A 25,008-nucleotide genomic window follows, 5' to 3' on the forward strand; every position below is an offset into this window, starting at 1 on the left:
TGGTCCGCGTTGGCCAGGCGATGATGCGAGCGGCGAAACAGGGATAACGGGACACTAGTGGCAGCGGGTGCATTGGCCAGTGTCTGCCCGGGGGCTGTTAGACTGCGCGGCATGTTGCTGGATACTCGCACCCCCGCCCATCTCGAGCCGCGCCCGGTGACTTTCGCGGCGCTGATGGAGATGTACGAGGAGAACTACCTGTCCGTCCGGCGTCTGTGCCCCGAGTTGCACCGCCAGCCGGTGCGCGCGGTCTCGCGGGTCAAGGGGGCGCTGGATCTGCATCTGGAGGTGCTGGAGCGCACGCGGTACACGACCACGCTGCGACTGACCTATGCCTTTGCCGGGCACGACGAACCGCGCCTGCAGCCGGATGCCCGGGTGCGTCTGTTCCACGACGCGCGGCAGGCCGAGGTGCTGGGGCGCCACTGCCGGCGCAGCGGTGAGGACCTGGTGATCGACACGATCGCGGGACACCCGGGGCTGGGTTGCCGCTGGCGGCATAACCGCTTTCTGTTCAAGTGGCTGCGTTACTGCCTGCGCCAGGGCCACCGCTTTCGCCCGGACGCTATGCCCGCGCCGCTGGTGACGGACTAGCGTCCTGCCGGAGCAGGCTCGCTGTTCAGGTCAGAAATTTTCGGTGGAGGTGAACAGGCCCACACGCAGGTCGTGGGCCTCGTAGATCGGCCGGCCGTCGACCTCGACGATGCCGTCGCCAATACCCAGCACCAGCTTGCGCGAGATCACCCGCTTCATGTCGATGCGATAGGTGACCTTCTTCGCGGTGGGCAGGACCTGACCGGTGAACTTCACTTCGCCCACCCCCAGGGCGCGGCCGCGGCCGGGGTTACCCAGCCAGGCGAGGTAAAAGCCCACCAGTTGCCACATCGCGTCCAGCCCCAGGCAGCCGGGCATCACGGGATCACCGGGGAAGTGGCAGGCGAAAAACCACAGATCCGGGTTGATATCCAGCTCGGCGATCATCTGGCCCTTGCCATGCTCGCCGCCATCGCTGTTGATCTCCAGGATGCGATCCATCATCAGCATGTTGGGGACCGGCAACTGGGCGTTGCCCGGGCCAAACATGTCGCCGTAGCCGCAGGCCAGGAGTTCGTCGCGATCGTACTGATTTTTCTGCATGGGGGCGCCGCTCGGGGAAAAGCCCGGTATTGGACCGAAACCCGCGCCTAAAAGCAATTGTGCCGGTCGAGGGCGCGGCCCGACGGGCCGCGCCAGGGAAACACGAATCAGGCGTCGGACGGGTAGCGCAGCAGATCGGCCAGGGTGTAGAAGCGCGACCCGCGCAGGTAGCCGGCCTGGATGTCGGCGACCAGGGCGCCGGGGCGGCCCTCGGCGTCGCGCTCGGCGATCCAGGCCGCGGGCAGGGTGTCGAGGATATGCGTGCAGGCCAGGCGACCGTCTTCCAGATGGCTGGCGTGCACCTCTCCCGTACTGCGATTGCGAAACGCAGGCAGCCAGCCGGCGGTGAAACCGGCGTCCAGCCAGCCGGGTTGTTCCATGCGTTCAGGGCCGGCGATCGGAAGCAGGTCGGTCTGCAGCATTGGGATTCTCCGGAGATTTACCCTCCCTATCGGCGCGCTTGCCGCAAACTTGAGCCAGGGAGCCGCGCGCACCGGATGGCCGGATCGGCCATAATCGCGGCGGGGAGAACCGGTGACAGGTGAGTGCCGGTTGCAAACAGGGTAGGTGTGGGGCCCGGTGCGTCCGGGCGACAGGCAGGACCGACGAGGGGGTGGCGTGGCGATCACAATCCTGATGGTGACTCTGGCGATCATGGTCGCCATCGTGCTGCTGGACTGGGCGCGGAATCCGGTGCGCACGGTGCTGCTTGCGATCACGGGCGGTCTGGTCCACCTGCTATGCGCGCTGCGCCGGCATCTCGTACATGTGCGGGATGCCGTGACCGGCTGGCATCGGCGGTATCTGGCACGACTGGAGGCCGATCGCATCCACGGGGCGGTGGAGGCCCTGGAACGCCGTTATGCCCACCTGGTGGGGCATGACCTGGCGCAGATGCCGCAGCTTCGCCAGGAGTCCACCGAGACCTTGCGCGCCCTGCGCGAGGCCTACGAACGGGACGAGACCCGCCTGCTCGAGGAACCCGCCTGGGTGAGTCGTCTCGAGGCGCTGGCCAGCACCCCGGTCAGCGATACTCCGCAGAGCCAGCGTCTCGCACAGGATCTCCAGGAGACGATCCTGCGTATCGCGCGGTTGGGCATGGAGGAGCACCGGCAACTGGCGCAGGGCATGCTGGCCGCCCGGCGGCGGCTGGAGAGCCCGGTGGATCAGCTGGTCGACCGCCTGGAGGGCCTGCAAAGGCGTCTGGGTGACCTGCAGCGTCAGGGGGATCGCCTGGACCGCGCCCTGACGCGCTGCGAGCAGACCGAACCTTCGATCCGCCATCAGATGCCTTCGTATTTCCAGGCCGTTAGCCAGGGCTTGCTCGGGCTGCTGGGGCTTGCACTCACGGTGCTGGCGGTCGCCGTGTACCACCAGCTCTTCGGGCCGCCGTTTGACGGGCAGTTTCCGGGGGTGGAGGACGCGGGCCCCGGGACGCTCTCGGATCGGATCATCGCACTGCTGCTGGGGATCGCGCTGGTAAGCGGGTGGCTGCTGGCCGAGAGCCGCGGGGCGGTCCGGTTGCTGCCGCAGGCGGTGATGGAGCGCGACAACTGGGCCCGTATGGGGCTGGTGGTTACGGCATTGCTGGTGCTGGCCGCTGTGGTGGTGCTGTCGGGCCTGGCCGGTTATCACCTTGAGTGGGTCCGCTATCGCAACGATCTGCTGGAGACCCTGATGGCCGGGGAGGTGGCACCACCGCCCACGTTGTACTGGACCGAGCAGATGGTCGGTGCGGCCGTCGGGCTGGTGGTGCCGCTGGTGGTGGCGCTGGCGTCGCTATGGCTGGTCTCCCTGCTGCAGGCGACACGGGTGCTGATCGGGGGGCTGCTCGGTATTCTGTTGGCACTGCTGACGGGTGTGCTGCACCTGCTTGCCGTGATTGCGCTGCAGCTGCGCCGGCTGCTGCCGGCTCTGTTCGAGCTGGTCACGTTCCCGGCGCGCGCGGTGCGCGAACGCCTCGCGGGTCGCGCGACGTCGGCCCGGGATGCGGACGCCGGAATGTGATGCGGATCACCCCGCAGGCGGTGCGTTGCCGCGAGCCACGAATGCCGCTGTAGAATGCGCCCCCGGTCATGCAGGCGACGTTGACTCCATGGCTGGATCAGGCAACCAGGCGAGAGGCAGGACATGGGCATGCAGATGCAGCGGGTGATGCGCGGACTCACGGTATCCGGGATTCTGATCCTGGGCGGCTTGACTGCCACGGCGGCGATGGCCGAGACCACGCGTTTCGTCAGCGAGGAGCTGGAGGTCGGGGTGCGCAATGGCACTGGGCCGAACAGCCGCATTATCAGTGCAGTGCGCTCGGGGCAGGAGGTCACGGTGCTCGAGGAGAGCGGCGATGGCCACACCCGTATTCGCCTGCCCAGCGGCACCGAGGCCTGGATCCTGACCCGTTACCTGCAGGACGAGCCGCATTCCCGTGAGCGCCTGGAAGAGGTCGAGGCCGAGCTGGCCGAGATTCGCTCGGGCGCGGACGACCAGGAGGGTCGGATTGCCGAGCTGCTGGATACTCGCCGCGAACTCGAAGCCGAGCGTGAAGGCCTGGAGACGCAGGTGGCCGACATGGAGTCCGAGCTTGAGGAGCTGCGTGACGTCGCGGCACGGCCGCAGGAGATCCAGCGCGAAAATCGGCGCTTGGAAAGCGAGCTTGTAGAGGCCCGTGATTCCGCGGACGAGTATCGCCGCCAGGTGGAGGTGATGCAGGCCGACAGCCAGCGGCGCTGGTTCATGACCGGCGCGGCGGTGACCGTCGGCAGCCTGATCCTCGGCATCATCCTGACGCGCATTCCGTTGCGCCGCCGCCGCAGCGACTGGTACTGATCCCCCTTCCGTCCCCGGATTTGCCGGGGGCGCCTGCGGAAACGTGTCCCGATTCGCGTTTCTTGCGCCTCGGCGATCGAGCCATTAGGCTTTCGCAGCTGTTTTGAAGCCGTCGCCGGTGGTCCTTGGTGACGGACGCAACTCCAGGAGCGTGATTCCGGGCAGGTCGTACGGGTCACGCGGATAACGCCCGACGCATAAGGACTCAGCTGGCCGGATGCTCTACGCAATTCTGTCAACATTCCTGGTGGCCGCGATCGCACCCGCGGTCCATCGTGTCACCGGTCGCGCCAGCGGCTGGGTGCTGGGGCTCCTCCCGGCGGCGCTGTTCCTCTATTTCCTGAGTTTTCTCCCCGCGGTTTCCGCGGGCGAGTCCATCGTGCTCAGCTGGCCCTGGCTGCCGGGGCTGGATATCCACCTGTCGTTCCTGGTGGACGGCCTGTCGCTGCTGTTCGCGCTGCTGATCTCGGGTATCGGGTTCTTTATCGTTACCTATGCCGGGCGCTACCTCGAAGGGCACCGCGACCTCGGACGTTTCTACGTGATCATCCTCGCCTTCATGGGCTCCATGCTGGGGCTGGTGCTGGCGGACAACCTGATCGCGATGTTCGTGTTCTGGGAGCTGACGAGCATCACGTCCTATCTGCTGATCGGCTATAACCACGAGAACGCTGACGCCCGGAAGTACGCACTGCAGGGGCTGATCGTCACGGTCGGTGGCGGCCTGGCGCTGCTCGCCGGGATCATCATGCTGGCGATGGCCGGCGGCTCGTACGAGCTCTCCGAGATCCTGGCCAACGGCGATCTCGTCCGCGAGCACGCGCTCTACCTGCCATTACTGATTTTGATACTGATCGGGGCCTTTACCAAGTCGGCCCAGGTCCCGTTCCACTTCTGGCTTCCGCGTGCGATGGCCGCGCCGACGCCGGTCTCCGCATACCTGCACTCGGCCACCATGGTGAAGGCCGGGGTGTACCTGATGGCGCGCCTGAATCCTTCGCTGGGTGGGACCGATATCTGGTTCACCACGCTGGCGCTGTTCGGCGCGATCACCATGTTCACGGGCGTCTTCCTGGCCTTCCGCAGCACGGGCGTGAAGCAGGTCCTGGCCTATTCCACCGTGATGGCGCTGGGCACGCTGACCATGCTGATTGGTATCGGCACCGAGACCGCGCTGATGGCCGCGATGGCCTTCCTGCTGGCGCACTCGCTGTACAAGGGCGCGCTGTTCATGGTCGCGGGTATCCTCGACCACGAGGCCGGAGCCAAGGACTTCCTGCAAACCGGGGGGCTGCGCACCGCGCTGCCGATCACGGCCGCCTTTGCGATTCTTGCGGCGTTGTCGCTGGGTGGGGTGATCCCGCTGTTCGGATTTGTTGCCAAGGAACTGATGCTGGAGTCGGTGCTCGAGGCCCCGGGTCTGGTGGGTATCCTGACGCTGTTGGCAGTACTGACCGCGATCCTCGGCGTGGCGGTCGCCGCCATCGTCGGTATCCGGCCGTGGTTCGGGGCTCGGGTGGAAACACCCAAGACCCCGCACCACGAGGCACCGCCGGCGATGCTGGCCGGCCCGGTCGTGCTGGCGAGCCTGGGCCTGATCTTCGGTCTCGGGCCGGGGCTGGCGGACGAAGGGCTGGTCAACGCCGCGGCGGCGAGCGTGCAGGGCGCGCCGGTGGATGGCTACCTGGCGCTGTGGCACGGCATTAACTGGCCGCTGGCGATCTCCGCCTTCAGCCTGGTCGCGGGTGGTTTGCTCTACTGGCGCTGGGAGCAGGCGCGTCGGGCCCTGGGCTGGGTCGACCGGGCCGCCGAGTACGGACCGGAGAAGGGCTATTTCAAGATGATGGATGGCCTGGTCTGGATCTCCGAATGGCAGACCCGGGTGCTGCAGAACGGCTATCTGCGCTACTACGTGATCGTGATCGTGGCAATGACGGCGGGGCTGGTCGGCGTGACCGCCCAGCTGTTCGACGTGAGTGTCGGCACGGTGCACTTCGAGCGCCTGCAGATCCACGAAATGGCCATCATCGCGATCCTGGTGGCGTCGATGCTGTTCGCGGTGCTGACGCGCTCGCGTCTGGGCGCCGTGGCAGCGCTGGGCTCTCTGGGCTTTACGGTCGCCCTGGTGTACGTGCTGTACAGCGCGGCGGATGTGGGGATCACCCAGGTGCTGGTGGAGACTCTGACGGTGATCCTGCTGGTGCTGGTGCTGTTCCGTCTGCCGGGTTTCCTGAATCTGTCGTCTACCGCGCTGCGGCTGCGCGACGCCGGTATTGCGCTGGTCACCGGCGGCATGATCACGCTGCTGATGCTGAGCACCCTGGATGCCCGCCTGTTCGACTCGATCTCGCAGTACTTCATCGAGGAGTCGGAGCCCTCGGGCTATGGCCGTAATATCGTGAACGTGGTGCTGGTGGACTTCCGGGCCCTGGATACGCTGGGCGAGATCTTCGTGCTCGCCCTGGCGGCGATCGGGGTGTACGCGATGATTCGCTTCCGCGCGGAGGACCACCGCCGATGAACATGCACTCGCTGATCCTGCGCACGGCCGGGCACTTCCTGCTGCCGTTGCTGCTGCTGTTCTCCGTGTTTCTGCTGCTGCGCGGCCATGACGAGCCGGGTGGCGGCTTTATCGGTGGCCTGGTCGCGGCGGCGGCGATCGTGTTGTACCTGTTTTCCATGGATATCCGCTCTGCGCGAAAGGTGCTGCGCGTGGACCCGCGCGACCTGCTGGGTGCCGGCATGGTGCTGGCGGTCGTGAGCGCACTGCCCGCGGCCTTTCTGGGACAGGCGTTCTTCACGGCCCAGTGGTGGGAGTTCACGGCCCCGGTCTTCGGCGAGATCAAGCTCTCCACCGTGCTGATCTTCGACATCGGCGTTTATCTCGTCGTGATCGGGTCGGTGCTGACGATCATGCTCAACCTGGCGGAGGCAGAAGACTGATGGAAGTCGTCATGGCCTTCGTGGTCGGCGGTATGTACGCCGCGGCCATCTACATGATGCTCCGGCGTTCGATCGTCAAGCTGGTGATCGGACTGGTGCTGCTGTCGAACGCGGCCAACCTGCTGATCTTTACGCTGGCCGGCATGCTGCCGGGCGCGCCGCCGCTGATCCCGCCGGGTGCCACGGTTCCCGAAGGGCTGTCGGCCGATCCGCTGGCGCAGGCCGTGGTGCTGACCGCGATCGTGATCGGCTTTGGCGTGCTGGCCTTCGCCGTGGTGTTGATCCATCGCGCCTACGAGGTCGTGAAGGCCGATGACATGGACCAGATGAAGGACACGGATCGATGAATATGTCCGTTGCCCTTCCGGTCATCATCCCGCTGCTCGCCGGCGCGCTGTCGGTGATGTTCTGGCGCTCGCATTTTGCCCAGCGCGCGCTGGGCGTGCTCGGCACTGGCGCCATGCTGGCGGCCACCGTCTGGCTGCTGATGGAGACTTGGGAGCACGGCCATGTCGTGATGGAGATGGGCTCCTGGCCGGCACCGTTCGGTATCGTGCTGGTCTCCGACATGCTGGCGGCGATCATGGTGGTGCTGACCGGCATCATCGGCTTCGCGACCGCGCTCTATTCGCTATCGGGCATCGGCAAGATGTCGGAGAAGTTCGGCTACTACCCGCTGCTGCATCTGTTGCTGGCGGGGGTGAACGGCGCCTTCCTGACCGGCGACATCTTCAACCTCTATGTCTGGTTCGAGGTGATGCTGGTCGCGTCGTTTGCGCTGCTGATCCTGGGGGGCGAGCGCTCGCAGATGGAGGGGGCAATCAAGTACGTCACCCTGAACCTGCTGTCGTCGATGATCTTCCTGACCGCGATCGGTCTGACCTACGGTCTGACCGGCACGCTGAACATGGCGGACATCGGCGACAAGCTCTCCACGGTCGAGGACACCGGGCTGATCACCGTGATCGCGATGCTGTATCTGGTCGCGTTCGGGGTGAAGGCGGCGGCATTTCCGTTTTTCTTCTGGCTGCCGGCGTCCTATCACACGCCGAAGGTCGCGGTCTCCGCGCTGTTCGCGGGCCTGCTGACCAAGGTCGGGGTGTACGCGCTGTTCCGCGTGTTCACGCTGATCTTCAACCAGGATGTGGACTACACCCACGAGATCCTGCTGTGGGTGGCCGCGGCCACGATGCTGACCGGCGTGCTCGGGGCGGCCGCCCACTACGAGTTCCGGCGCATCCTGTCGTTCCACATCATCAGCCAGATCGGCTACATGATCATGGGGCTGGCGTTGTTTACACCGCTGGCACTGGTCGGTGGGGTGTTCTACATCATGCACCACATCATCGTGAAGGCGAATCTGTTCCTGATCAGCGGGATCACCTTCGTGATGAAGGGCACCCACGAGCTCAAGCACATGGGTGGCATCTACCGCACGAACCCGATGCTGGGGGTGCTGTTCCTGATCCCGGCGCTGTCGCTGGCGGGTCTGCCACCGCTGTCCGGGTTCTTCGCCAAGTTCATCATCATCCGCGCTGGCATCGAGGCCGAGGCTTACTGGGTCGTGGCCGTGGCACTGGTGGTGGGCCTGCTGACGCTCTATTCGATGATCAAGATCTGGGCCGAGGTGTTCTGGAAGGCGCAGCCGGAAGGGGTCGAGGGCGAGCTCCGGGATGTCAGCTCGGGCCCGATGATCTGGATGTGGGTGCCGGTGATCATGCTGGCGCTGATGACCGTGGCCATCGGCCTGTACGGCGAGCCGATCTACCAGATGGCGGCGATGTCCGCCGAGCAGCTCCTGGATCCGTCGCAGTATATTGAAGCCGTGCTGGGAGATTCACGGCAATGATCGCGCTGACCTGGAATATCGCGCTGGCCCTGATCTGGGTGTTCCTGACCGGGAACTTCACCGGGGGCAACCTGCTGATCGGGTTCTTCCTCGGCTATGTCCTGCTGGCGTTCGCGCTGCGTGACAAGCCGGCCTTCGCGAGCTACGCGCGACGGGTGCCCAAGTTCATCGCCTTCATTGGGTTCTTCCTGTGGGAACTGTTCCTGTCGAACCTGAAGGTCGCCTACGATGTGATGACGCCGACGCACCACATGGTGCCGGGCGTGATTGCCTTTCCGCTGGATGCGCAGACCGATGGCGAGATCACGATCGTCGCGAACCTGATCTCGCTGACGCCGGGCACCCTGAGCCTGGACGTATCGACCGACCGGAAGGTGCTTTACATCCACGTGATGTATCTGGAAGACCGCGACGCGGTGATCCGCTCGATCAAGTATCTGGAACACCGGGCCCTGGAGGTCCTGCGTTAGGCGCGGGGGACACAGATGTTCGAAATCGCCATCATCGTGGCCAATGTCCTGCTCAGCATCTCCCTGGTGCTGGGGTTCTGGCGTCTCTACCTTGGGCCGACGCTGCCCGATCGCGTGGTGGCGCTGGAGCTGATCGCGTCCCTGACCATTGGCTTTATCGCGGTGTACGTGATCTCCAGTGGCCGGACCCCGTTTATCGACGTGGCAATGGTGCTGGCCCTGACCGCCTTCCTCGCCGCGGTCGGATTTGCCCGCTATCTCGAGAAAGGGGGGCATCGCGAAGATGATTGAGCTACTGACGGCGTTGTTCCTGGTGTCCGGTGCCGCGTTCATGGTGGTAGCCGCGCTGGGGCTCGTCCGCATGCCGGACCTGCCGATGCGACTGCACGCGACGACCAAGGCAGGTGTGCTTGGGGCTGGTCTCATGATGGTGGGGGTCGCCGTCTATTTCGGTGACGGAGGCGTGACCACCCGAGCCGTGGCGGTGATCGGCTTCCTGCTGCTGACGGCCCCGGTGGCCGCGCATGCGATTGGCCGCGCCGGCTACTTCGTCGGGGTGCCATTGTGGGAGCACACGCGCGCGGACGAGTTGAAGGGCCGCTATGACGACAAGACCCACACGCTGGCCTCGCCCCCGGAGATGAACGAGTCCTCGTCGGACGACGAGCCCCGGCGCTGAGTCCGAGCAGGCTGGCGCCTTGGTCGGTTAGCCATAAAAAAGCCGGGACGCAAGGTCCCGGCAATGGGCACAGTCGCAGGAGAGAAATACGACTGGAGGTCACTCAGCCATCAATGCGGGTTCAGGCCGCCTGATGGGTTTCCTTCGCCTCGCGAGCGGCCTTGGCCTCGTCCGGCGAATAGGCCGCGCCAGACCAGAGCATCTCGTAGGCAATCTCTTCGTTACCGTTTTCGCACAGCTCCAGGACCTCCTGGAACAGCGGCTGGAAGGTCTCGCTGCGGTGCGAGGCCTCGTGTTCCTCGAAGCTGCGCCAGAAGGTGATGATCAGCGCCTCCTTGTCCTTCATCGGGCTCTCCACGGCCTGGCCGATGGTGGAGCCCTCGTTGGAGACGGCGCCGGAGTTCAGTGCGACAAAGCCGCCAACGAAGCCGGTGTCCGAGTGATAGGTCTTTACGTTTTCGCACAGCATGGCGACGCGCTCCTGCAGGTCATCGATGCTGTACTCCGGCTTCAGGATCACGCGGTTGATGGTGACGACGCCGTCGGCCGGGAAGTTGTGGATCAGCTGGCTCATGGTTGTCCTCCTTTCGGGAACGGGTGCCCCTGGGTCGGGGCACGGCTTGTTGGTTAGTTTGTTACCAACTGCTGATGAATAGTTCCTGAGTAATTTAGTCAAGAAAGAATTCGGCGCAACAAACCCTCGCTCCCGCTCGGGCCTTGCGCGTCGGGTCGGGGCGGTCTACCTTGCCGACTTCCCCATCTGGAATGCGTTCATGTCCGATCGCGAACTGAAAGATTTGCTCTATGACCAGGTCGCCCGGATTGGCAAGGCGGCGTCCAGCCCGAAGCGGCTGGAACTGATCGAGGTCCTGGTGCAGGGGGAGAAGAGCGTCGACCAGCTCGCGGCGGATGCCCAGATCAGCGTCAAGCTGGCCAGTGCCCATCTGAAGGAGCTGCGCCAGGCCCATCTGGTGGAGTCCCGGCGCGATGGACGGCGTATCTTCTACCGTCTGGCAGACCCGCGGGTGGCCGACTTCTGGGTTGTGCTGCGGGAGCTGGCCGAGAGCCGGTTGCTGGAGTTGCAGGGCGCTGTGCGCGACATGGCAGCCAGTGCCGGCGACATGGTCCCGCTGAGCGGCCATGAGCTTCTGGAGCAGGCACGCAAGGGCGAGGTCATCGTGCTGGACGTTCGCCCGGACACCGAGTACGCCACCGCGCATCTGCCGCACGCCCGCTCCATCCCGCTGCGCGAGTTGAAGCAGCGTCTGGACGAATTGGCGCCGGATGTCCCGGTCGTTGCCTATTGCCGGGGACCGTACTGCCTGATGGCGCGCGATGCGGTCGCGATCCTGGGCGAGCACGGCTTCCGCGCCGTCCGGTTGGACCACGGTGTCGCCGAATGGCGCCATCAGGGTCTGCCCCTGGAACAAGGGAAACACTGATCAGTCTTTCCCCGGGTCTCTCAGACCGCTGAGCCCACCTCGGCTGGCGGACCGCCCGCCAGTTCGTTTACTCCCACAACAGCGCCTCCAGCGGCGGCCTGTGGGCTATGTGCAATCGGACGTTCGTCCGTGTGCTGCGCTGGAGCCCCATCCGCATACGCCAGCACGTATTTGACATCCCTTCGGTCGCGGACTAGGTTACGTTCTAACGAACGTTAGAATGAATGCTGTGTCAGGTGGATTCCGTTCGATTGTGGGGCGAGGTTCCCGGAACGGAACCACTCGATTCCCCATTCTCGGCGATCTCTGGCCGTCATCATGGATGATCCAGGAGGTGTCTCATGTTTTTCCGTCAGTTACCGACTACAGAATCTTCATTGTCGTATCTGTTTGGATGCGGGTCGCTCGGCAAGGCGATTGCTGTGGACGTCGTCGAGGGTGACCAGGAGTGGTTCCTGGAGCAGGCACGCCAGATTGGCGTCGAGATCACGCACGTGATCGATACCCATGTCCATGCCGATCACTATTCCGGTGGTCGTGATCTTGCAGAGCGCGCCAGCGCGAAGTACTGCCTTCATGAATCGGATCGCGAGGTGGTCGAGTTTGATTTTCATCCCCTGCGCGATGGCGACCGGATCGAGGCCGGTAATGTCGAAGTAGAGGTCCTCCACACGCCGGGCCATACGGAGGACAGCGTGTGTCTGCTGGTGACCGACAAACGTCGCGGCGGGCAGCCCTGGTTCGTGCTGACGGGGGACACGCTGTTTATCGGGAGCGTCGGGCGACCCGATCTGGCCGGGCAGGAGCGCGAGATGGCCGGGCGGCTCTACGACAGCCTGCATCAGCGGCTGCTGGGGCTGCCGGATGAGCTCGAGATCTATCCGGGCCATTACGCTGGAAGCGCCTGCGGCGCGGGCCTGTCGGGCAAGCCGTCCTCCACCCTGGGTTTCGAGAAACGCTTTAATCCGGGGCTCGCATTCAGCGATCGCGATGCGTTCGTCGACTTCCTGACGAGTGATATCCCCCCGCGACCGGCGGGCATGGACGCCTATGTAGCCGCCAATATCGCGGCCTGAGTGGCGCAAGACAAGGAACTCTGATGAGCGATCCATCCAGGGCCGCCCAGGCCTATGAACACCTGACCCACGGGATTCGCGAGAACCTCGGGCAGTTTGGGCAGCAACTGATCCAGGTCTTCTTCGTGGGCCTGACGATCGGGATGATGCGCACCGTCATCCCGGCGCTGGCCGAGGACGAGTTCGGCGTGGCCGAGGGCTCGTTCATGCTGCTGACCGCGTTCGTCGTCGCGTTCGGCGTGGTCAAGGGCGTGCTCAATTTCGTTGCCGGGCGGCTGTCCGAACGCATGGGGCGCAAGACCGTTCTGATGCTCGGCTGGATGGCGGCCATCCCGATCCCGTTCATGATCCTCTACGCGCCATCCTGGAGCTGGATTGTGGCCGCGACCATCCTGTTAGGCGTGAATCAGGGGCTCGCCTGGTCGATGACCCAGACCGCGAAGATGGACATCACCCGGGGCGACGAACGCGGCTTCACGATGGGCATGAACGAGTTCTCCGGCTATGTCGGGGTGGCCGTGGCCGGGATCGTGACCGGCTATATGGCCGCTGCCCTCGGGCCGCGCATGGGGGTGTTCGTGTTCGGCGTAGTCGTGATCGCGATCGCGATCCTGATGACCGCACTGTGGGTGCGCGAGACCCTGGACTGGGCCAAGGCCGAGGGGGCCCGGCATGCGGCCGGGCAGTCCACCGGGCCGCAACCGCGGTACCCCAAATCGATCGCCGATACGCCGACCACCTGGGAGGTGTTCACGCTGATGTCCTGGCGTGACCGGCGCATGGCTGCGTTCAGCCAGGCGGGCCTGGTGGAGAAGTTCGTCGATGCCCTGGTCTGGGTGTTCTATCCGGTATTCCTGTATCAGCAGGGGCTGAGCCTGGCCGCGATCGGCTGGGTCGTCGGAATCTACGGCTTTGTCTGGGGTGGCTCGCAGTTCGCCACCGGCAAGCTCTCCGACCATGTGGGGCGGTTGCAGCCCATCGTGTGGGGTATGTGGATCTGCGGCGCTGGCGTGGCCCTGACGCTGCTGGGCGAGGGGGTCATCTGGTGGTCGTTCGCGGCGGCCGTAACCGGCTTTGGCATGGCGCTTCTGTATCCCAATCTAAGCGCGGCGGTCGCCGATATTGCCCATCCGAACTGGCGCGGTTCCGCAATCGGGACCTACCGCTTCTGGCGCGATCTCGGCTACGGCATCGGTGCACTGGCCCTGGGGATCGTTGCCCACATCGGGGGTTCGGTGACCTGGGGGTTCTGGTTTGTGGCCATCGCCATGTTCCTGTCCGGTGCGCTGGTACTGCTGTGGGGGGAGGAGACCCACCCGCGGCTGAATCCCGAGAAGGATTAGGCACCCGCCGCGCGCCTACCAGCGCGCCTTGTCCCACATGTCCGGGTTGGCCCAGAAGCGGGCATTCAGCCAGTCCGGCGTCAGCTTGTAGTCGTACAGGCTGGTGCGGTAGACCGCATGATCCGGCGCGGCCGATTCGGCGTCCGGGTCGCGGCGAAAACCCAGTGCCAGAAACTCATTCAGTCCCCAGCGTTCATCGTCCAGCCGATGCAGGATCAGCACCTCGTCGGCCCAGCGATCCCGCAGCCCGCCGAGCAGATGCTGGCCGATCGGGATATCCAGGGCGCTGAGGGTGTCCAGTAGCAGGACCAATGGCACGCGGGATTCGGGTGGGTGTTCGAGAAAGGCCTCCACGGTGATCTGTTCCAGCCCCGGTGGGCTGTCCGGTGGCTGGGCCCCGGCCGCGAGCAGAAGGGCCCGACCTTCGCGCAGACGGCGCGGCAGATGTCGGCGCAGGGCATCAATGTCGATCAACGCAGGCCTCCTTGGTGATTCCCGTCGCCTGTGCCGACGGCGCGTTCGTTATACTCTAAATCACTCCCACTGCTACTGCGGACCCGTCAGAAGGAAGCCCCCTCATGTCCAAGGAACTGCTGACCGAATTCCTCTCCAAGCACCCGATCTCCGCGTCCCTGACGCCTGCGGAGGTCGAAGTCCTGCTCGAATACCTGGAGGTGGTGGAGACCCACCACAAGCAGGTGATCGCGGATATCGGCGAGGTCGGCGAGTCGCTGTTTTTCGTGGTGAGCGGGACGGCCGCGCTGTATCACGACGATGGCAGCCAGGAGATCGAGGTGGGCCGCATGCAGACCGGAGAGCTGGCGGGTTCGATGTCGTTCTTTGACCGCGTGCCGCGCGGCGTGCGCATGCGTGCGCTGAGCGACAAGACGCGGCTGCTGCGCCTGTCGCGCTCGATGTACGACCGCCTGCGCGTGGAAAACCCGTATATCGCGGTGAACCTGCTGGAGTTCGCGATCATCAGTCTGGATCACCTGATCCGCCGTGTCTCGGAGGACGTGGCGACCTACGCCCACTACCTCTACTCCCCGGGCAAGAAGTAAGCCCCCCGGGACCGCCCATGCTCGCGTCCCTGCAAACCATCGCGGAACACCTGCTGTTGCCGCCGGGGCTGGGTATGACCCTTACGCTGCTGGGCGTGCTGTTGTGGCGGGCCGACTGGCGTGGTGGCCGGCCGCTCCTGGCGCTGGGGCTGGTCGCCCTGGTACTGCCCAGCCTGCAGGTCGTGGCACAGCCCCTGGCGGATACCCTCGAGCGCGAGGTGCGCGACAGCGTACTGGCGACCGGGCGGGCGGATGCGATCGTGATCCTGGGCGGCGGCCGCTGGGTGGGGCGCGCGGAGGACGCCGGCCACGATGCCCTGAACCCCCGCACCCACGAGCGTGTGCGCGAGGGCGCGCGGCTGCATCGTGCCACCGATCTCCCCATTGTGGTCTCGGGCGGTGTACCGAGGGCGCTGCCCGGGCGGCGTTCGGAGGCCGAACTGATGGCCGCGACCCTGCAGCAGGATCTCGGCGTCTCGGCACGCTGGCTCGAGAACACCTCGCGCAACACCTGCGAGAACGCTACGCATACACGCCAGCGCCTGCAGGGGCAGGGCGTGGATGCCGTTTTGGTCGTGACTCAGGCGATGCATCTGCCACGGGCCCTGGAGTGTTTTGAGCGCGCCGGGTTCGACGCCTACCCGGCGCCCGCTGGTTTCCGCGGTACCACCGTTGATCCGCGTGGCCTGCGGTACTTCCTGCCCACGACCGAGGCGATCGAGACCTCGCGCTTTGCCCTGCGCGAGTGGCTGGCGCGGGCGGCGTTGCCCCTGCGCGAGCGCCTGCGCGGCAGTTCGGGAGACTGAGTCCCGTGCCCCGCCCGGTGCGCTGGATGCTGGCGGGGCTTTGTGCGTCAGGCCTCGTGGCCACATCGGTCTCGGCGCAGGCCGAGCCCGACGTCTCCCTCGGGGCCGAGCTCAATATCGAGTCGCTGGTGCACGAGGCCCTGAGCGCCGAGGGGATGAGTTCCCGCATCGGCTGGCGCGACGGGCGTCTGACCCTGGAGCTGCGTGCCGAGCGCATCGAGCTGCCGGAGCCGGTGGGCACGCTGACGGCCGCGCGGGTGGAATGTACCGATCTGCGCCTGACCCGGCGCGAAGTGGCCTGTGACGACGCGCGCCTGTGGGGACGCTCGGGCGACCTGCGGCTGGACGGGCACCGCCTGTCGCTGGCCTGGGGCCGCGACAGCGGCCATCTCCGGCTGGCCGGGGACTGGCCCGGCTGGTTTGGTGGGCGCGGAAGCCTGCGCGCGGATTTCGCCCCCGAACGCGGCTGGGATGTCGATGCCCGGTTGCGCGGGCTGGATCTCCAGGCGTTGGCGGCATTTGACCGCTTGCCGCTGGAACTCCCCGTCGCCGTCGACGGGGGACGGGCCGACCTCGATCTGCGGTTGCGCCCGGATGGCCGGCTCACCGCACGTCTGGGGTTGGAAGATGTTGCGTTCAGCGATCCGCTGGGCCTGCAGGCCGGCGAGGAACTGCGCGGCCAGGCGCAGTTGTCCGGGGACGGCACGCGCTGGGACTTGGACCTCGCACTGGAGGGTGGCGTGGTCTACATCGATCCGTGGTTCGTGGACCTGGACGACGAGGGGCCGGTGGAGCTCTCCCTGAACGGGCTGGAGGGGGACCCCGGGGCGCTGGCATTCCGGATGGATGCCCTGGATCTGCGTTACGGCGATGCGCTGGAGGCACGCGGCGAGGCGGTGGCCTATGACCAGGAGACGGGGCTGGATGGCGTCTTTCATGGGCGGGTCCATGCGCTCGCCCCGGTCTACGATTCCTTGCTGGCGCCCTGGCTGGCCGGGACGGTACTCGGCGATCTGGCCACCGGGGGGCAGATCGCAGGGCATGTGGAGCTGGCGGGCTCGCAGCCTCGGCGCGCGGATCTCGAGTGGGCGGAACTGGATGCCAGCGACCGGCGGGGGCGTTTCGGCCTGGCCGGTGCGCGCGGGGCGCTCGACTGGTCGGCGGACGAGGCGGGCAGCCCCGGGACCTTCGCGCTGGATGCCGCGCACCTGTACGGGCTGCCGTTCGATGCGTTCGAGGCGCAGGTCCGGGCCCTGCCGGCCGGAATGGAGCTGCTGGCCGAAACCGAGATCCCGATCTTCGATGGCGGGTTGCGGGTTGGGGCCTTCGAGTTGCGCCAGACGGACTCGGGCCCGGATGTGCGCTTCGAGGGCGGCATCCGCGCGATCAGCCTGGAGCCGCTGACCGAGGTGCTGGGTTGGCCGCGATTCTCCGGGCGGCTGGCCGGCATGATCCCCCGGGTGCGCTACGAGCGGGGGGATCTGAACGTCGATGGCCGTTTGCTGGTCCAGGTGTTCAATGGCGAGGTGGTGCTGCGTGATGTGTATATCCACAACCTGCTGGGCTATGCCCCGGAGCTGGGCCTGTCAGCCGAGATCCAGCGGCTGGACCTGGATCCGCTGACGCAGGCGTTCGACTTCGGTCGCGTGCAGGGCCGTATCTCCGGGCATGTGCGCGATCTGGTGATGGTGGACTGGTCGCCGGTGCACATGGATCTGGAGTTGATGACGCCGGAGCGTGATCGTGGGCGCCGGCGGATCAGCCAGCGCGCAGTGGAGAACATCACCGAGCTGGGCGGGGGACTGCAGGCCGCGGCCTCGTCGGTCTTCCTGCGGGTGTTCGAGAACTTCAGCTACCGCCGTCTCGGGTTTCGCTGCGAGTTGCGTGGCGAGGTCTGCACCGCCTCCGGCGTGGCCGACCGCCCGGATGGTGGCTTCGTGCTGGTGCAGGGCGGGGGCATCCCGCAGATTCAGGTTATTGGCTACAACCGCCGGGTCGACTGGCCCGAACTGATCAACCGCCTGGCGACCATCCAGGCTGGTGAGGGCCCGGTGGTGCAATAAGCGGCCTGGCGTTTGGTTGCCGTTCAGGGTGTTGGTGTAGATTGGGCATCATGCGGGTTGAACCGCCTCGACAAGGGAAGTACGGCATGAAGGCTTTATGGAGTATTCCGGGACTGGCGTTGGTGTTCGCCCTGATGGCGGGCTGCGTGACCATCAATATCTATTTCCCGACGGCCGCGGCCGAGGAGGCGGCGCGCGCGATCGTACGCGACGCGCTGCAGGTCGAGGAAGGCACCCCGGAGTCGGAAGTGTCACCTGAGGCCGAGCCCGGTGCGATGCTGATGCCGCGCAACACCCCGGCGAATGGCAACCTGCCAGTGCTGGCCTGGGTGCTGGATCGACTGGTGAGCCCGGCTGCCGCGCAGAGTCCGGACCTGCAGATCCAGACACCGGCGATCAACCGTATCCGTGCCTCCATGCGCGAGCGGGCGCCACAGCTCGCGCCGCATTTTCGTAGCGGGGCGATCGGCTTCGGGCGTAATGCCGATGTGGTGATCCGTGACCTGTCCGAGGTCCCGCTGCGCGATCGCAGTACCGTGCAGCGGCTGGTGAGCGAGGAAAACTCGGACCGCGACTCGCTCTACCGCGAGATCGCGCGCGCGAACGATCGCCCGGACTGGGAAGACCGGATTCGCGAGACCTTCGCCCGGGTCTGGGTGGAGGAGGCGCCCTCCGGGTACTGGTACCAGGACCGCAGCGGCCAGTGGCAGCAAAAATAGCCCGCCGATGAGCCTGTCAGGCACAGGGAGTGGTCCGTGCCGGCGTTGACGCTGGCCGAACGCATCGAGGCCCAGCGCCGACGGCTGGTATCGCTGGTGCAGGATACCGACCTGACGCGGCTGCCGCGCTGGAAGGCCCTGCTGCTCGGGATCGTGCGGGGTGCGGGCGCGATCGTGCACGAGGCCAAGGAGGGTCAGCTCACGCTGCGCGCGATGAGTCTGGTTTACACCACGCTGCTGTCGATCGTCCCGCTGATCGCGCTGTCGTTCTCCGTACTCAAGGCCTTCGGCGCGCACAACGCGGTCGAGCCGGTGGTGTTGGGGTTTCTCGAGCCCCTGGGGGAGCAGGGGGTCGAGATCGCGAACAACGTGATCGAGTTCGTCGACAACATGCGGGTCGGCGTACTCGGTTTTGTCGGTCTGCTGTTCCTCGTCTACACCGTGATCGCGCTGGTGCAGAAAATCGAGCTGGCGTTCAACACCATCTGGCGGGTCGAGAACAGTCGCAATTTCGCCCAGCGCTTCTCCAACTACCTGTCGGTGATCCTGATTGGTCCGCTCCTGGTGGTCTCCGCCCTGGGGATCACCGCGACGGTAATGTCCACCACGGCCATGCAGACCCTGGCCGGGATCGAGCCGTTTGGCACGCTGATCACCGGCGCCTCGCGCATGGTTCCGTATCTGTTGATCATGGCGGCGTTCACCTTCATCTACGTGTTTGTGCCAAACACTCGAGTACGGTTGTTCCCGGCCCTGGTCGGGGCCGTCGTGGCCGGGTTGCTGTGGCAGAGCGTGGGCTGGGGCTTTGCGACCATGGTGGCCGGGTCTACGCGCTATGACGCGATCTATTCGGGCTTTGCGATCATGATCCTGCTGCTGATCTGGATCTATCTGGCCTGGCTGATCCTGCTGATCGGGGCGAATGTGGCCTTCTACGTGCAGCACCCCGAGTACATGACGGTGCGCGGCCTGCGCCTGCGCCTGTCCGGCGCGGCGCGTGAACGCATGGGCCTGCACCTGATGCAGCAGGTGGGCCAGCGTTTCCTCGACGGCCGCTCGCCGCCAACACTGGATCATGTGGCGCATGACCTGTCAGTGCCGGGCAATGCACTGGGCGAGGTCGCGCAGGCGCTCGAGTCGGCGGGTCTGCTGGTGCGGGCCGGCACCGATGCCACCTGTTATGTGCCGGGGCGTGATCTGGAGCGGATTCGGGTGGACGAGATCCTGGAGGCCCTGCGCCAGGATGCGGATGCCCGCGCCCTGCGCCGTTTGCAGGGCGACCCGGCAGTCGAGGCCACGCTGGAGGAACTGGAGGTCGCACGCCGGGACCATCTGGACGGGCGTACGCTGCGCGACCTGCTGAAAAGCGAGGGGGCCGCGGCGGCGGCCACCTGAGTCCCGGCGCCGGGCTTACTGGCGCTGGGCCTCGAATTCGATGATCAGCTCGATCTCGTCACCCACGATGTCGCGCGTCAGGCCATAGGTCATGCCGAAGTCCGAGCGGTCGAAGCTGCCGCGCATCGAGGCGCCCAGCACGTAGGGCCGTCCGAACACCCCACCGAGCGGAAACGGATAGCGACCGACCTTGTTGATCGTGACGTCCAGGGTCACCGGGCGGGTCTCGCCCAGCAGCTCCAGGTCGCCGGTCAGGCGTCCGGTGTCGTCGCCGGTGGGCTCGTACTGGGTCGCGGTGAAGCGCATCTCCGGGTATTCCGCGACATTCAGGAAGTCATCGCTGCGCAGGTGGTCGTCGCGCTCCTCGTGGTTGGTGAACACGCTGTCGGTCTGCACGACGAAATACCCTTCGCGCAGTTCCCGGGTCTGCGGGTCGAAGGTGAACTCGCCCTCGGCCTCCAGAAACATGCCCAGCACCTTGGCGTAGCCGGCATGATCCACCAGAAAGCCGACTGCAAAGTGTTCCGGGTCGATCTCCCAGCGATCGGCCTGGGCCAGCGCGGAGACGGGGAGGGCCAGGGCCAGCAGACCGGCCAGGAGCAGGGAGCGTGGGGTGCGGGCGTGGATCATGTCGAACCTCCGGGACGATGACGGTGTAGCCAGTGGATGTCGGTGGCGAACGAGCCGGTCAGGGCCGCAAGCCCCGCCAGGGCGACGGCGATCGCCGCCATCGGGGGCAGGCCCGGGAGCAGGGCGACCAGGAGTACGCCGGTCTGCAGCACGCAGACCGCCTGGCGCCGACGGCTCGGGGGCAGGTCCGCGCCCAGCCAGGGCCAGATGCGCTGCACACCCAGGAACAGATAGCGCATGGCGCCGATCAGCACGACCCAGATCCCGACCGCGGTCATCCACCAGACCAGGATCGAGAGGGCGAGGATGATGGCCGCATCCAGCTCCATGTCGAAGCGGGCGCCGAAGGCCGTGCGGCTACCGGTGCGGCGGGCAACGGCACCGTCCACGCCGTCCAGGATCAGGGCCGCTGCGGCGAGTCCCAGGACCCACAGCAGTACGACCGTCTCGGGGGCGGCAGCGGCCGCCAGAATGAGTGCCCCGAGCGGGGTCGCGATCGCGGCGCGGGCCAGGGTTACGCGGTTGGCGGGCCCGGGTCCGCGCTGCTGTTCTGTAAGCCCGGTCTGGGGTGTGTTCAGGACCAGTATCATACCTAGCAGGAGCCAGATCCCGACGTGCGCGATCAGCAGCGGGGTGACAGTGCCGATCTGCCAGCCCAGCAGCGCGGACAGTGCGAGGCCGCCCGCGCCGGCCAGCGCCCAGTCCCGCGCCCAGGTGCGCAGGCCCGTGCGCGCGCGTTCCGGCCAGCGGTTGGAGGTCAGCGTGGAATCCATGGCTCGAGTGTAGTCCTCACAGTGTTAAGGACCGAGGATACGCCCGCGAGTTGCCGGGAATCACGACCATCGACCACACTGGCCCCATGCCGGACGATGATCGAACCGCTCCATGAGCGCTCCCCGTGCCACCGCCTTCTGGGTCACCGGACCCGGCCGGGGCGAGTTGCGTGACGAGCCGCTGGAGGCGCCCGGTGCCGACGAGGTGCGGGTGCGCAGTCGCTATTCCGCGATCAGCCGCGGGACCGAGTCTCTGGTGTTTCATGGCCGCGTCCCCCCCAGCCAGTACGCCGCGATGCGCGCGCCTTTTCAGACAGGCGACTTCCCGGCGCCGGTGAAATACGGCTATATCAGTGTCGGCGACGTCGTCGAGGGCCCCGGGGCGGGGCAGACGGTGTTCTGCCTGCACCCGCACCAGTCGGAGTATGTCGTGCCTGCCAGTGCGGTGGTGTCCATTCCCGAGGGTGTGCCCGCCGAACGTGCGGTACTGGCGGCCAACATGGAGACGGCGATCAACGCGGTCTGGGACAGCGCCGTCGGTCCCGGGGATCGTATCGCTGTGATCGGCGCGGGCGTGGTGGGCCTGCTCGCCGCCTGGTTGTTGCGAAGGATTCCCGGAACCGAGGTCTCCGTGGTCGACCCCAACCCTGCGCGCGAAGACATCTGTGCCGCACTCGACCTGAACCTTCTGACCCCGGAGCAGGCCGCCCAGGACGCCTTCTTGCAGGACCTGGACCTGGTGGTGCATGTCAGCGGCAACCCGGCCGGTCTGCGTCAGGCACTGAGCCTGGCGGGCGTCGAGGCGCGGGTGGTGGAGATGAGCTGGTACGGTGACCAGCCGGTGGATCTGCCGCTGGGCGAAGGCTTCCACGCACGCCGCCTGACCCTGCGCAGCTCGCAGGTCGGGCGTATCCCGCCCGAGCGGGCGCCGCGCTGGGATTACCGGCGACGGCTGGCGCTCGCACTTGCACTGCTCGACGACCCGGCCCTGGACGGTCTCATTACCGGCGAGGATGCGTTTGTCGATCTCCCGGTCGTGATGCAACGGGTGACAGGGCCAGAGGCGGACCGTACGCTGTGCCACCGCATTCGCTACTGATCCCGCCCGCACAATCACGCAAGGAAACCGCATGTACAGCCTGAATGTCCGTGACCACTTCATGATCGCCCACAGCTTCTCCGGCGAGACGTTCGGCCCGGCGCAGAACCTGCACGGCGCTACCTATGTGGTGGACGTGACCTTTCGTCGCGCGGCACTGGATGCCGATGGCCTGGTGGTGGATATCGGTCGGGCAAGCGAGGTCGTGCGGGCCATCCTGGGCGAGCTCAATTACCAGAACCTCGACGAGCGCGAAGACTTTCGCGGGCAGAACACGACCACCGAGTTTCTGGCCCACGCGATCCACCAGCGCGTGGCGCAGGCCATTGCCCAGGGGGAGCTCGGTGAGTCGGCCCGGGGGCTGGATGCCGTCGCGGTGACCCTGCACGAGTCCCATGTGGCCTGGGCGAGCTACGAGGGCGCTCCCTGAGATATGCCCGAGCTTGGTTTCGTGGTCCCGGGGGCACTGGACCAGCCCACCGGCGGGTACCGCTACGACGCGCGCATGATCGCCGGGCTGCGCGAGCAGGGCTGGCGGATCGAGCTGCGCGAGCTGCAGGGCCAGTTCCCCGGGCCTGATGGGCGCGCGGAACGAGCCCTCGAAGAGGTCCTGGCGGGCTTTCCCGATGGCATGCGGGTGCTGCTCGATGGACTGGCCGCGGGTGCGTATCCCGCCACCTTGCAGCGTCACGCAGCGCGCCTGCGGCTCGTCTACCTGATGCATCACCCGCTGGGCCTGGAGGCGGGGCTTGTGCCCACGCGCTCGCGCGAACTGCTCGCGTCCGAGCGTGCGGCCGTGGCCCTCGCCTCGCGGGTGGTCGTGACCAGTGACTATACGCGGGCGCAGGTGGCCGACTGGGGTGTGCCGTCCGAACGCCTTTGCAGCATCCCGCCTGGCGTGGAACCGGCGCCGCTAGCCCGTGGCCCGGAGGACGGGGTGCCGGTGCTGTTATGCGTGGCCGCCTGGGTGCCCCGCAAGGGACAGCTCGAGCTGGTGCGCGCGCTGACCGGCCTGCGCGATTGGTCCTGGCGGGCCGAGCTGGCCGGTGCCATGGATCGCGACCCGGACTACACGTCCGCTGTGCGTGCGACCATTGCCGAGAGTGGTCTGGGTTCGCGGATCTCGGCCCCGGGCGTGCTGACACGCAAGGGCTTGGCGGAGCGATATGACCAGGCCTCGATCTTCGTGCTGCCGAGCGCCTACGAGGGCTTTGGCATGGCCTTTACCGAGGCGATGATGCGCGGGCTCCCAGTGATCGGGACCACCGGTGGGGCTATCCCCCGGACTGTGCCGGAGACCGCCGGCCTGCTGGTGCAGCCCGGCGACGTGGACGCCTTGCGCCGGGCGCTGGAAAGCCTGCTGTGCGACTCCGAACAGCGTCGGGGCATGGGCCGCGCGGGGCGCGCGCATGCCGAGTCGTTGCCGGGCTGGACGGAGGGTGCCCGTCGTCTGGCCCAGTGGCTAGGGAAACACTGATCCATGTACACGCTCGCGTGGGTACCCCAGGTTTTCCGAGACAAGGCGCGGTGCGCAGCCTGTAGTGCTTCTACCGGTCCGTTGTTGATTGATTCGGGCCGCAACGCAGGATCAGGGAACCTGGGGTGCCAACCGCGAAGGGGCTCGGCCGCCCGTTGTTATCAAAAACGGGCATGCGCACGGCGTTGCGGCTCCCTTGTGCAGAATGACTGCACGGCAGTCGCCGCGCCTTGTTCGCACGCAAAAGCGACGAAGCAGCGAGCGTGTACATGGATCAGTGTTTCCATGGAGGCGGCCTGAGATGCCCGAACGCTTTGCCGGGGACTGGCTGGCCCTGCGCGAACCCGCGGATCATGCGGCCCGACCGGACTCTCTGCTCGGCCCCTTGAACGACGCGCTTGCTCTATGCGAATGGCCTCTGCAGGTGATGGATCTGGGCAGCGGGGCCGGTTCCAACCTGCGTTACCTGGCGCCGCGCCTGACGGGGCCGCAGCACTGGACCCTGGTGGATCATGACGCCGATCTTCTGGCGACCATCGCGGCTCCGCACGAGGCCGTTACCATCACCCCGCAGGTGCTCGATTTCTCGGGTGGGCCACCCCCGATCCCGCCGGATGCAGGTCTGGTGACGGCCTCTGCCCTGCTGGATCTGGTTTCGGCGAACTGGCTCGACCGCCTGGTGATGACGCTGATCGAATCGCCGGTCCCGGCGCTGTTCGCGCTCAGCTACGATGGGCGCATCGAGTGGAGCCACCCGCATGCGGCCGACGAGCGCGTGCGTACCGCAGTGAATCGCCATCAGCGTACGGACAAGGGCTTTGGCCCGGCCCTGGGGCCCGATGCCGCGGCTTATTGTGCCCGTGCCTTGACCACCAACGGCCTTCGTGTGATCACCGAGACCAGTGACTGGCGGCTGGGAAAGGGTCAGGCAGCGCTGGCGGCCGCGTTGATCGGAGGCTGGGCGGAGGCGGCCGCCGAGATGGAGCCGCAGGGTCGTCCATTGTTCCGGGACTGGGCGCGTTCCCGAGTCAGGGACATCGCGGACGGGCGGGTGCATCTGAGCGTTGGGCACTGCGATATGCTGGTGTTAGGGAAACGCTGATCAGTGTTTCCCTCGCGTAATTGGCGGGAGTAACTGCGGCGATTGTGTTGTCACATGCCTTGAGGAGAACGTGCAGTTCGCCAGAATCCCGCATTGCGGTTGAATCTGGCGGCGCCTG

28 protein-coding genes are annotated in these 25,008 nt (G+C 66.4%); 22 read left to right on the forward strand and 6 right to left on the reverse strand.

Features of this window, described 5'->3' with window-relative positions; all coding sequences use genetic code 11:
• Window positions 1–111: 111 nt before the first annotated feature.
• Window positions 112–594, forward strand: coding sequence for a DUF1249 domain-containing protein (locus tag F579_RS0100645; RefSeq protein ID WP_019024724.1), 483 nt, complete (start codon window positions 112–114; stop codon window positions 592–594).
• A 30-nt stretch (window positions 595–624) separates the two neighbouring features.
• Here the strand turns inward: F579_RS0100645 and fabA are convergent, their stop codons facing one another.
• Window positions 625–1,137, reverse strand: coding sequence for a 3-hydroxyacyl-[acyl-carrier-protein] dehydratase FabA (fabA, locus tag F579_RS0100650; RefSeq protein ID WP_017925947.1), 513 nt, complete (start codon window positions 1,135–1,137; stop codon window positions 625–627).
• Window positions 1,138–1,244: 107 nt separating this feature from the next.
• Complete coding sequence (locus F579_RS0100655; RefSeq protein ID WP_019024723.1) at window positions 1,245–1,559, reverse strand: hypothetical protein; 315 nt, start codon at window positions 1,557–1,559, stop codon at window positions 1,245–1,247.
• 196 nt (window positions 1,560–1,755) lie between these two features.
• On the opposite strand from F579_RS0100655, the gene F579_RS0100660 reads away from it, so the two are divergent.
• From F579_RS0100660 to mnhG, 9 genes are all read left to right on the forward strand, one after another.
• Window positions 1,756–3,144, forward strand: a complete 1,389-nt coding sequence (locus F579_RS0100660; protein ID WP_019024722.1) for a hypothetical protein — start codon at window positions 1,756–1,758, stop codon at window positions 3,142–3,144.
• Between the two features lie 129 nt (window positions 3,145–3,273).
• Window positions 3,274–3,963, forward strand: coding sequence for a TIGR04211 family SH3 domain-containing protein (locus F579_RS0100665; protein ID WP_026301082.1), 690 nt, complete (start codon window positions 3,274–3,276; stop codon window positions 3,961–3,963).
• Window positions 3,964–4,180: 217 nt separating this feature from the next.
• Window positions 4,181–6,484 (forward strand): putative monovalent cation/H+ antiporter subunit A, encoded by a 2,304-nt coding sequence (locus F579_RS0100670; RefSeq protein ID WP_019024720.1) that lies wholly within the window; start codon window positions 4,181–4,183, stop codon window positions 6,482–6,484.
• The gene (locus F579_RS0100675; RefSeq protein ID WP_012982162.1) at window positions 6,481–6,906 is read left to right on the forward strand and encodes a Na+/H+ antiporter subunit B; all 426 of its coding nucleotides are present in this window, start codon (window positions 6,481–6,483) and stop codon (window positions 6,904–6,906) included. The genes F579_RS0100670 and F579_RS0100675 overlap by 4 nt, the downstream gene beginning before the upstream one ends.
• Window positions 6,906–7,253 (forward strand): Na+/H+ antiporter subunit C, encoded by a 348-nt coding sequence (locus F579_RS0100680; RefSeq protein WP_026301081.1) that lies wholly within the window; start codon window positions 6,906–6,908, stop codon window positions 7,251–7,253. Before F579_RS0100675 ends, F579_RS0100680 begins: the two co-directional genes overlap by 1 nt.
• Window positions 7,250–8,755 (forward strand): Na+/H+ antiporter subunit D, encoded by a 1,506-nt coding sequence (locus F579_RS0100685; protein ID WP_017925941.1) that lies wholly within the window; start codon window positions 7,250–7,252, stop codon window positions 8,753–8,755. The genes F579_RS0100680 and F579_RS0100685 overlap by 4 nt, the downstream gene beginning before the upstream one ends.
• Window positions 8,752–9,225, forward strand: a complete 474-nt coding sequence (locus F579_RS0100690) for a Na+/H+ antiporter subunit E (protein ID WP_012982165.1) — start codon at window positions 8,752–8,754, stop codon at window positions 9,223–9,225. Before F579_RS0100685 ends, F579_RS0100690 begins: the two co-directional genes overlap by 4 nt.
• A gap of 15 nt (window positions 9,226–9,240) precedes the next feature.
• Window positions 9,241–9,516 carry a cation:proton antiporter gene (locus F579_RS0100695; RefSeq protein ID WP_018138677.1) on the forward strand — a complete coding sequence of 92 codons (276 nt, stop codon included), beginning with the start codon at window positions 9,241–9,243 and terminating at the stop codon, window positions 9,514–9,516.
• On the forward strand, window positions 9,509–9,904 hold the full coding sequence (gene mnhG / locus F579_RS0100700; RefSeq protein WP_012982167.1) for a monovalent cation/H(+) antiporter subunit G: 396 nt from the start codon (window positions 9,509–9,511) through the stop codon (window positions 9,902–9,904). Before F579_RS0100695 ends, mnhG begins: the two co-directional genes overlap by 8 nt.
• Before the next feature lie 121 nt (window positions 9,905–10,025).
• On the opposite strand, the gene F579_RS0100705 is transcribed toward mnhG, so the two are convergent.
• Window positions 10,026–10,478 carry a hypothetical protein gene (locus F579_RS0100705; RefSeq protein ID WP_019024718.1) on the reverse strand — a complete coding sequence of 151 codons (453 nt, stop codon included), beginning with the start codon at window positions 10,476–10,478 and terminating at the stop codon, window positions 10,026–10,028.
• Between the two features lie 199 nt (window positions 10,479–10,677).
• Here F579_RS0100705 and F579_RS0100710 point away from each other — a divergent pair, with 199 nt between their 5' ends.
• The 3 genes from F579_RS0100710 (at window position 10,678) to F579_RS0100720 (ending at window position 13,765) form a co-directional block, all read left to right on the forward strand.
• Complete coding sequence (locus F579_RS0100710; protein ID WP_019024717.1) at window positions 10,678–11,346, forward strand: metalloregulator ArsR/SmtB family transcription factor; 669 nt, start codon at window positions 10,678–10,680, stop codon at window positions 11,344–11,346.
• Between the two features lie 341 nt (window positions 11,347–11,687).
• A complete protein-coding gene (locus F579_RS0100715; protein ID WP_026301080.1) occupies window positions 11,688–12,422 on the forward strand; it encodes an MBL fold metallo-hydrolase in 735 nt (244 codons plus the stop codon).
• A gap of 23 nt (window positions 12,423–12,445) precedes the next feature.
• Entirely contained in the window at window positions 12,446–13,765 is a 1,320-nt protein-coding gene (locus F579_RS0100720) for an MFS transporter (protein WP_019024716.1), read from the forward strand.
• Between the two features lie 15 nt (window positions 13,766–13,780).
• Here the strand turns inward: F579_RS0100720 and F579_RS0100725 are convergent, their stop codons facing one another.
• Entirely contained in the window at window positions 13,781–14,239 is a 459-nt protein-coding gene (locus tag F579_RS0100725; RefSeq protein WP_018993664.1) for a DUF6231 family protein, read from the reverse strand.
• A gap of 104 nt (window positions 14,240–14,343) precedes the next feature.
• Between F579_RS0100725 and F579_RS0100730 the strand changes: the two genes are divergently transcribed.
• The 5 genes from F579_RS0100730 (at window position 14,344) to F579_RS0100750 (ending at window position 19,809) form a co-directional block, all read left to right on the forward strand.
• A complete protein-coding gene (locus F579_RS0100730) occupies window positions 14,344–14,826 on the forward strand; it encodes a Crp/Fnr family transcriptional regulator (protein ID WP_012982173.1) in 483 nt (160 codons plus the stop codon).
• A gap of 17 nt (window positions 14,827–14,843) precedes the next feature.
• On the forward strand, window positions 14,844–15,632 hold the full coding sequence (locus tag F579_RS0100735; RefSeq protein ID WP_019024715.1) for a YdcF family protein: 789 nt from the start codon (window positions 14,844–14,846) through the stop codon (window positions 15,630–15,632).
• Between the two features lie 26 nt (window positions 15,633–15,658).
• Window positions 15,659–17,695 (forward strand): hypothetical protein, encoded by a 2,037-nt coding sequence (locus F579_RS0100740; protein ID WP_038029432.1) that lies wholly within the window; start codon window positions 15,659–15,661, stop codon window positions 17,693–17,695.
• 86 nt (window positions 17,696–17,781) lie between these two features.
• Entirely contained in the window at window positions 17,782–18,414 is a 633-nt protein-coding gene (locus tag F579_RS0100745; protein WP_038029245.1) for a YdbL family protein, read from the forward strand.
• A gap of 36 nt (window positions 18,415–18,450) precedes the next feature.
• On the forward strand, window positions 18,451–19,809 hold the full coding sequence (locus F579_RS0100750; RefSeq protein ID WP_019024712.1) for a YihY/virulence factor BrkB family protein: 1,359 nt from the start codon (window positions 18,451–18,453) through the stop codon (window positions 19,807–19,809).
• A gap of 15 nt (window positions 19,810–19,824) precedes the next feature.
• On the opposite strand, the gene F579_RS0100755 is transcribed toward F579_RS0100750, so the two are convergent.
• Window positions 19,825–20,439, reverse strand: a complete 615-nt coding sequence (locus tag F579_RS0100755) for a YceI family protein (protein ID WP_018993662.1) — start codon at window positions 20,437–20,439, stop codon at window positions 19,825–19,827.
• Entirely contained in the window at window positions 20,436–21,212 is a 777-nt protein-coding gene (locus tag F579_RS0100760) for a CDP-alcohol phosphatidyltransferase family protein (RefSeq protein ID WP_019024711.1), read from the reverse strand. Before F579_RS0100760 ends, F579_RS0100755 begins: the two co-directional genes overlap by 4 nt.
• 112 nt (window positions 21,213–21,324) lie before the next feature.
• On the opposite strand from F579_RS0100760, the gene F579_RS0100765 reads away from it, so the two are divergent.
• From F579_RS0100765 to F579_RS0100780, 4 genes are all read left to right on the forward strand, one after another.
• On the forward strand, window positions 21,325–22,311 hold the full coding sequence (locus F579_RS0100765; protein ID WP_019024710.1) for a zinc-binding alcohol dehydrogenase: 987 nt from the start codon (window positions 21,325–21,327) through the stop codon (window positions 22,309–22,311).
• A gap of 31 nt (window positions 22,312–22,342) precedes the next feature.
• Window positions 22,343–22,741 carry a 6-carboxytetrahydropterin synthase gene (locus F579_RS0100770; RefSeq protein ID WP_019024709.1) on the forward strand — a complete coding sequence of 133 codons (399 nt, stop codon included), beginning with the start codon at window positions 22,343–22,345 and terminating at the stop codon, window positions 22,739–22,741.
• A gap of 3 nt (window positions 22,742–22,744) precedes the next feature.
• On the forward strand, window positions 22,745–23,788 hold the full coding sequence (locus tag F579_RS0100775) for a glycosyltransferase family 4 protein (RefSeq protein WP_019024708.1): 1,044 nt from the start codon (window positions 22,745–22,747) through the stop codon (window positions 23,786–23,788).
• 301 nt (window positions 23,789–24,089) lie between these two features.
• A complete protein-coding gene (locus tag F579_RS0100780) occupies window positions 24,090–24,890 on the forward strand; it encodes a hypothetical protein (RefSeq protein ID WP_019024707.1) in 801 nt (266 codons plus the stop codon).
• The last annotated feature ends 118 nt before the right edge of the window (window positions 24,891–25,008 follow it).

It is taken from the genome of Thioalkalivibrio sp. ALJ21, assembly GCF_000378605.1.
Lineage (GTDB): Bacteria > Pseudomonadota > Gammaproteobacteria > Ectothiorhodospirales > Ectothiorhodospiraceae > Thioalkalivibrio.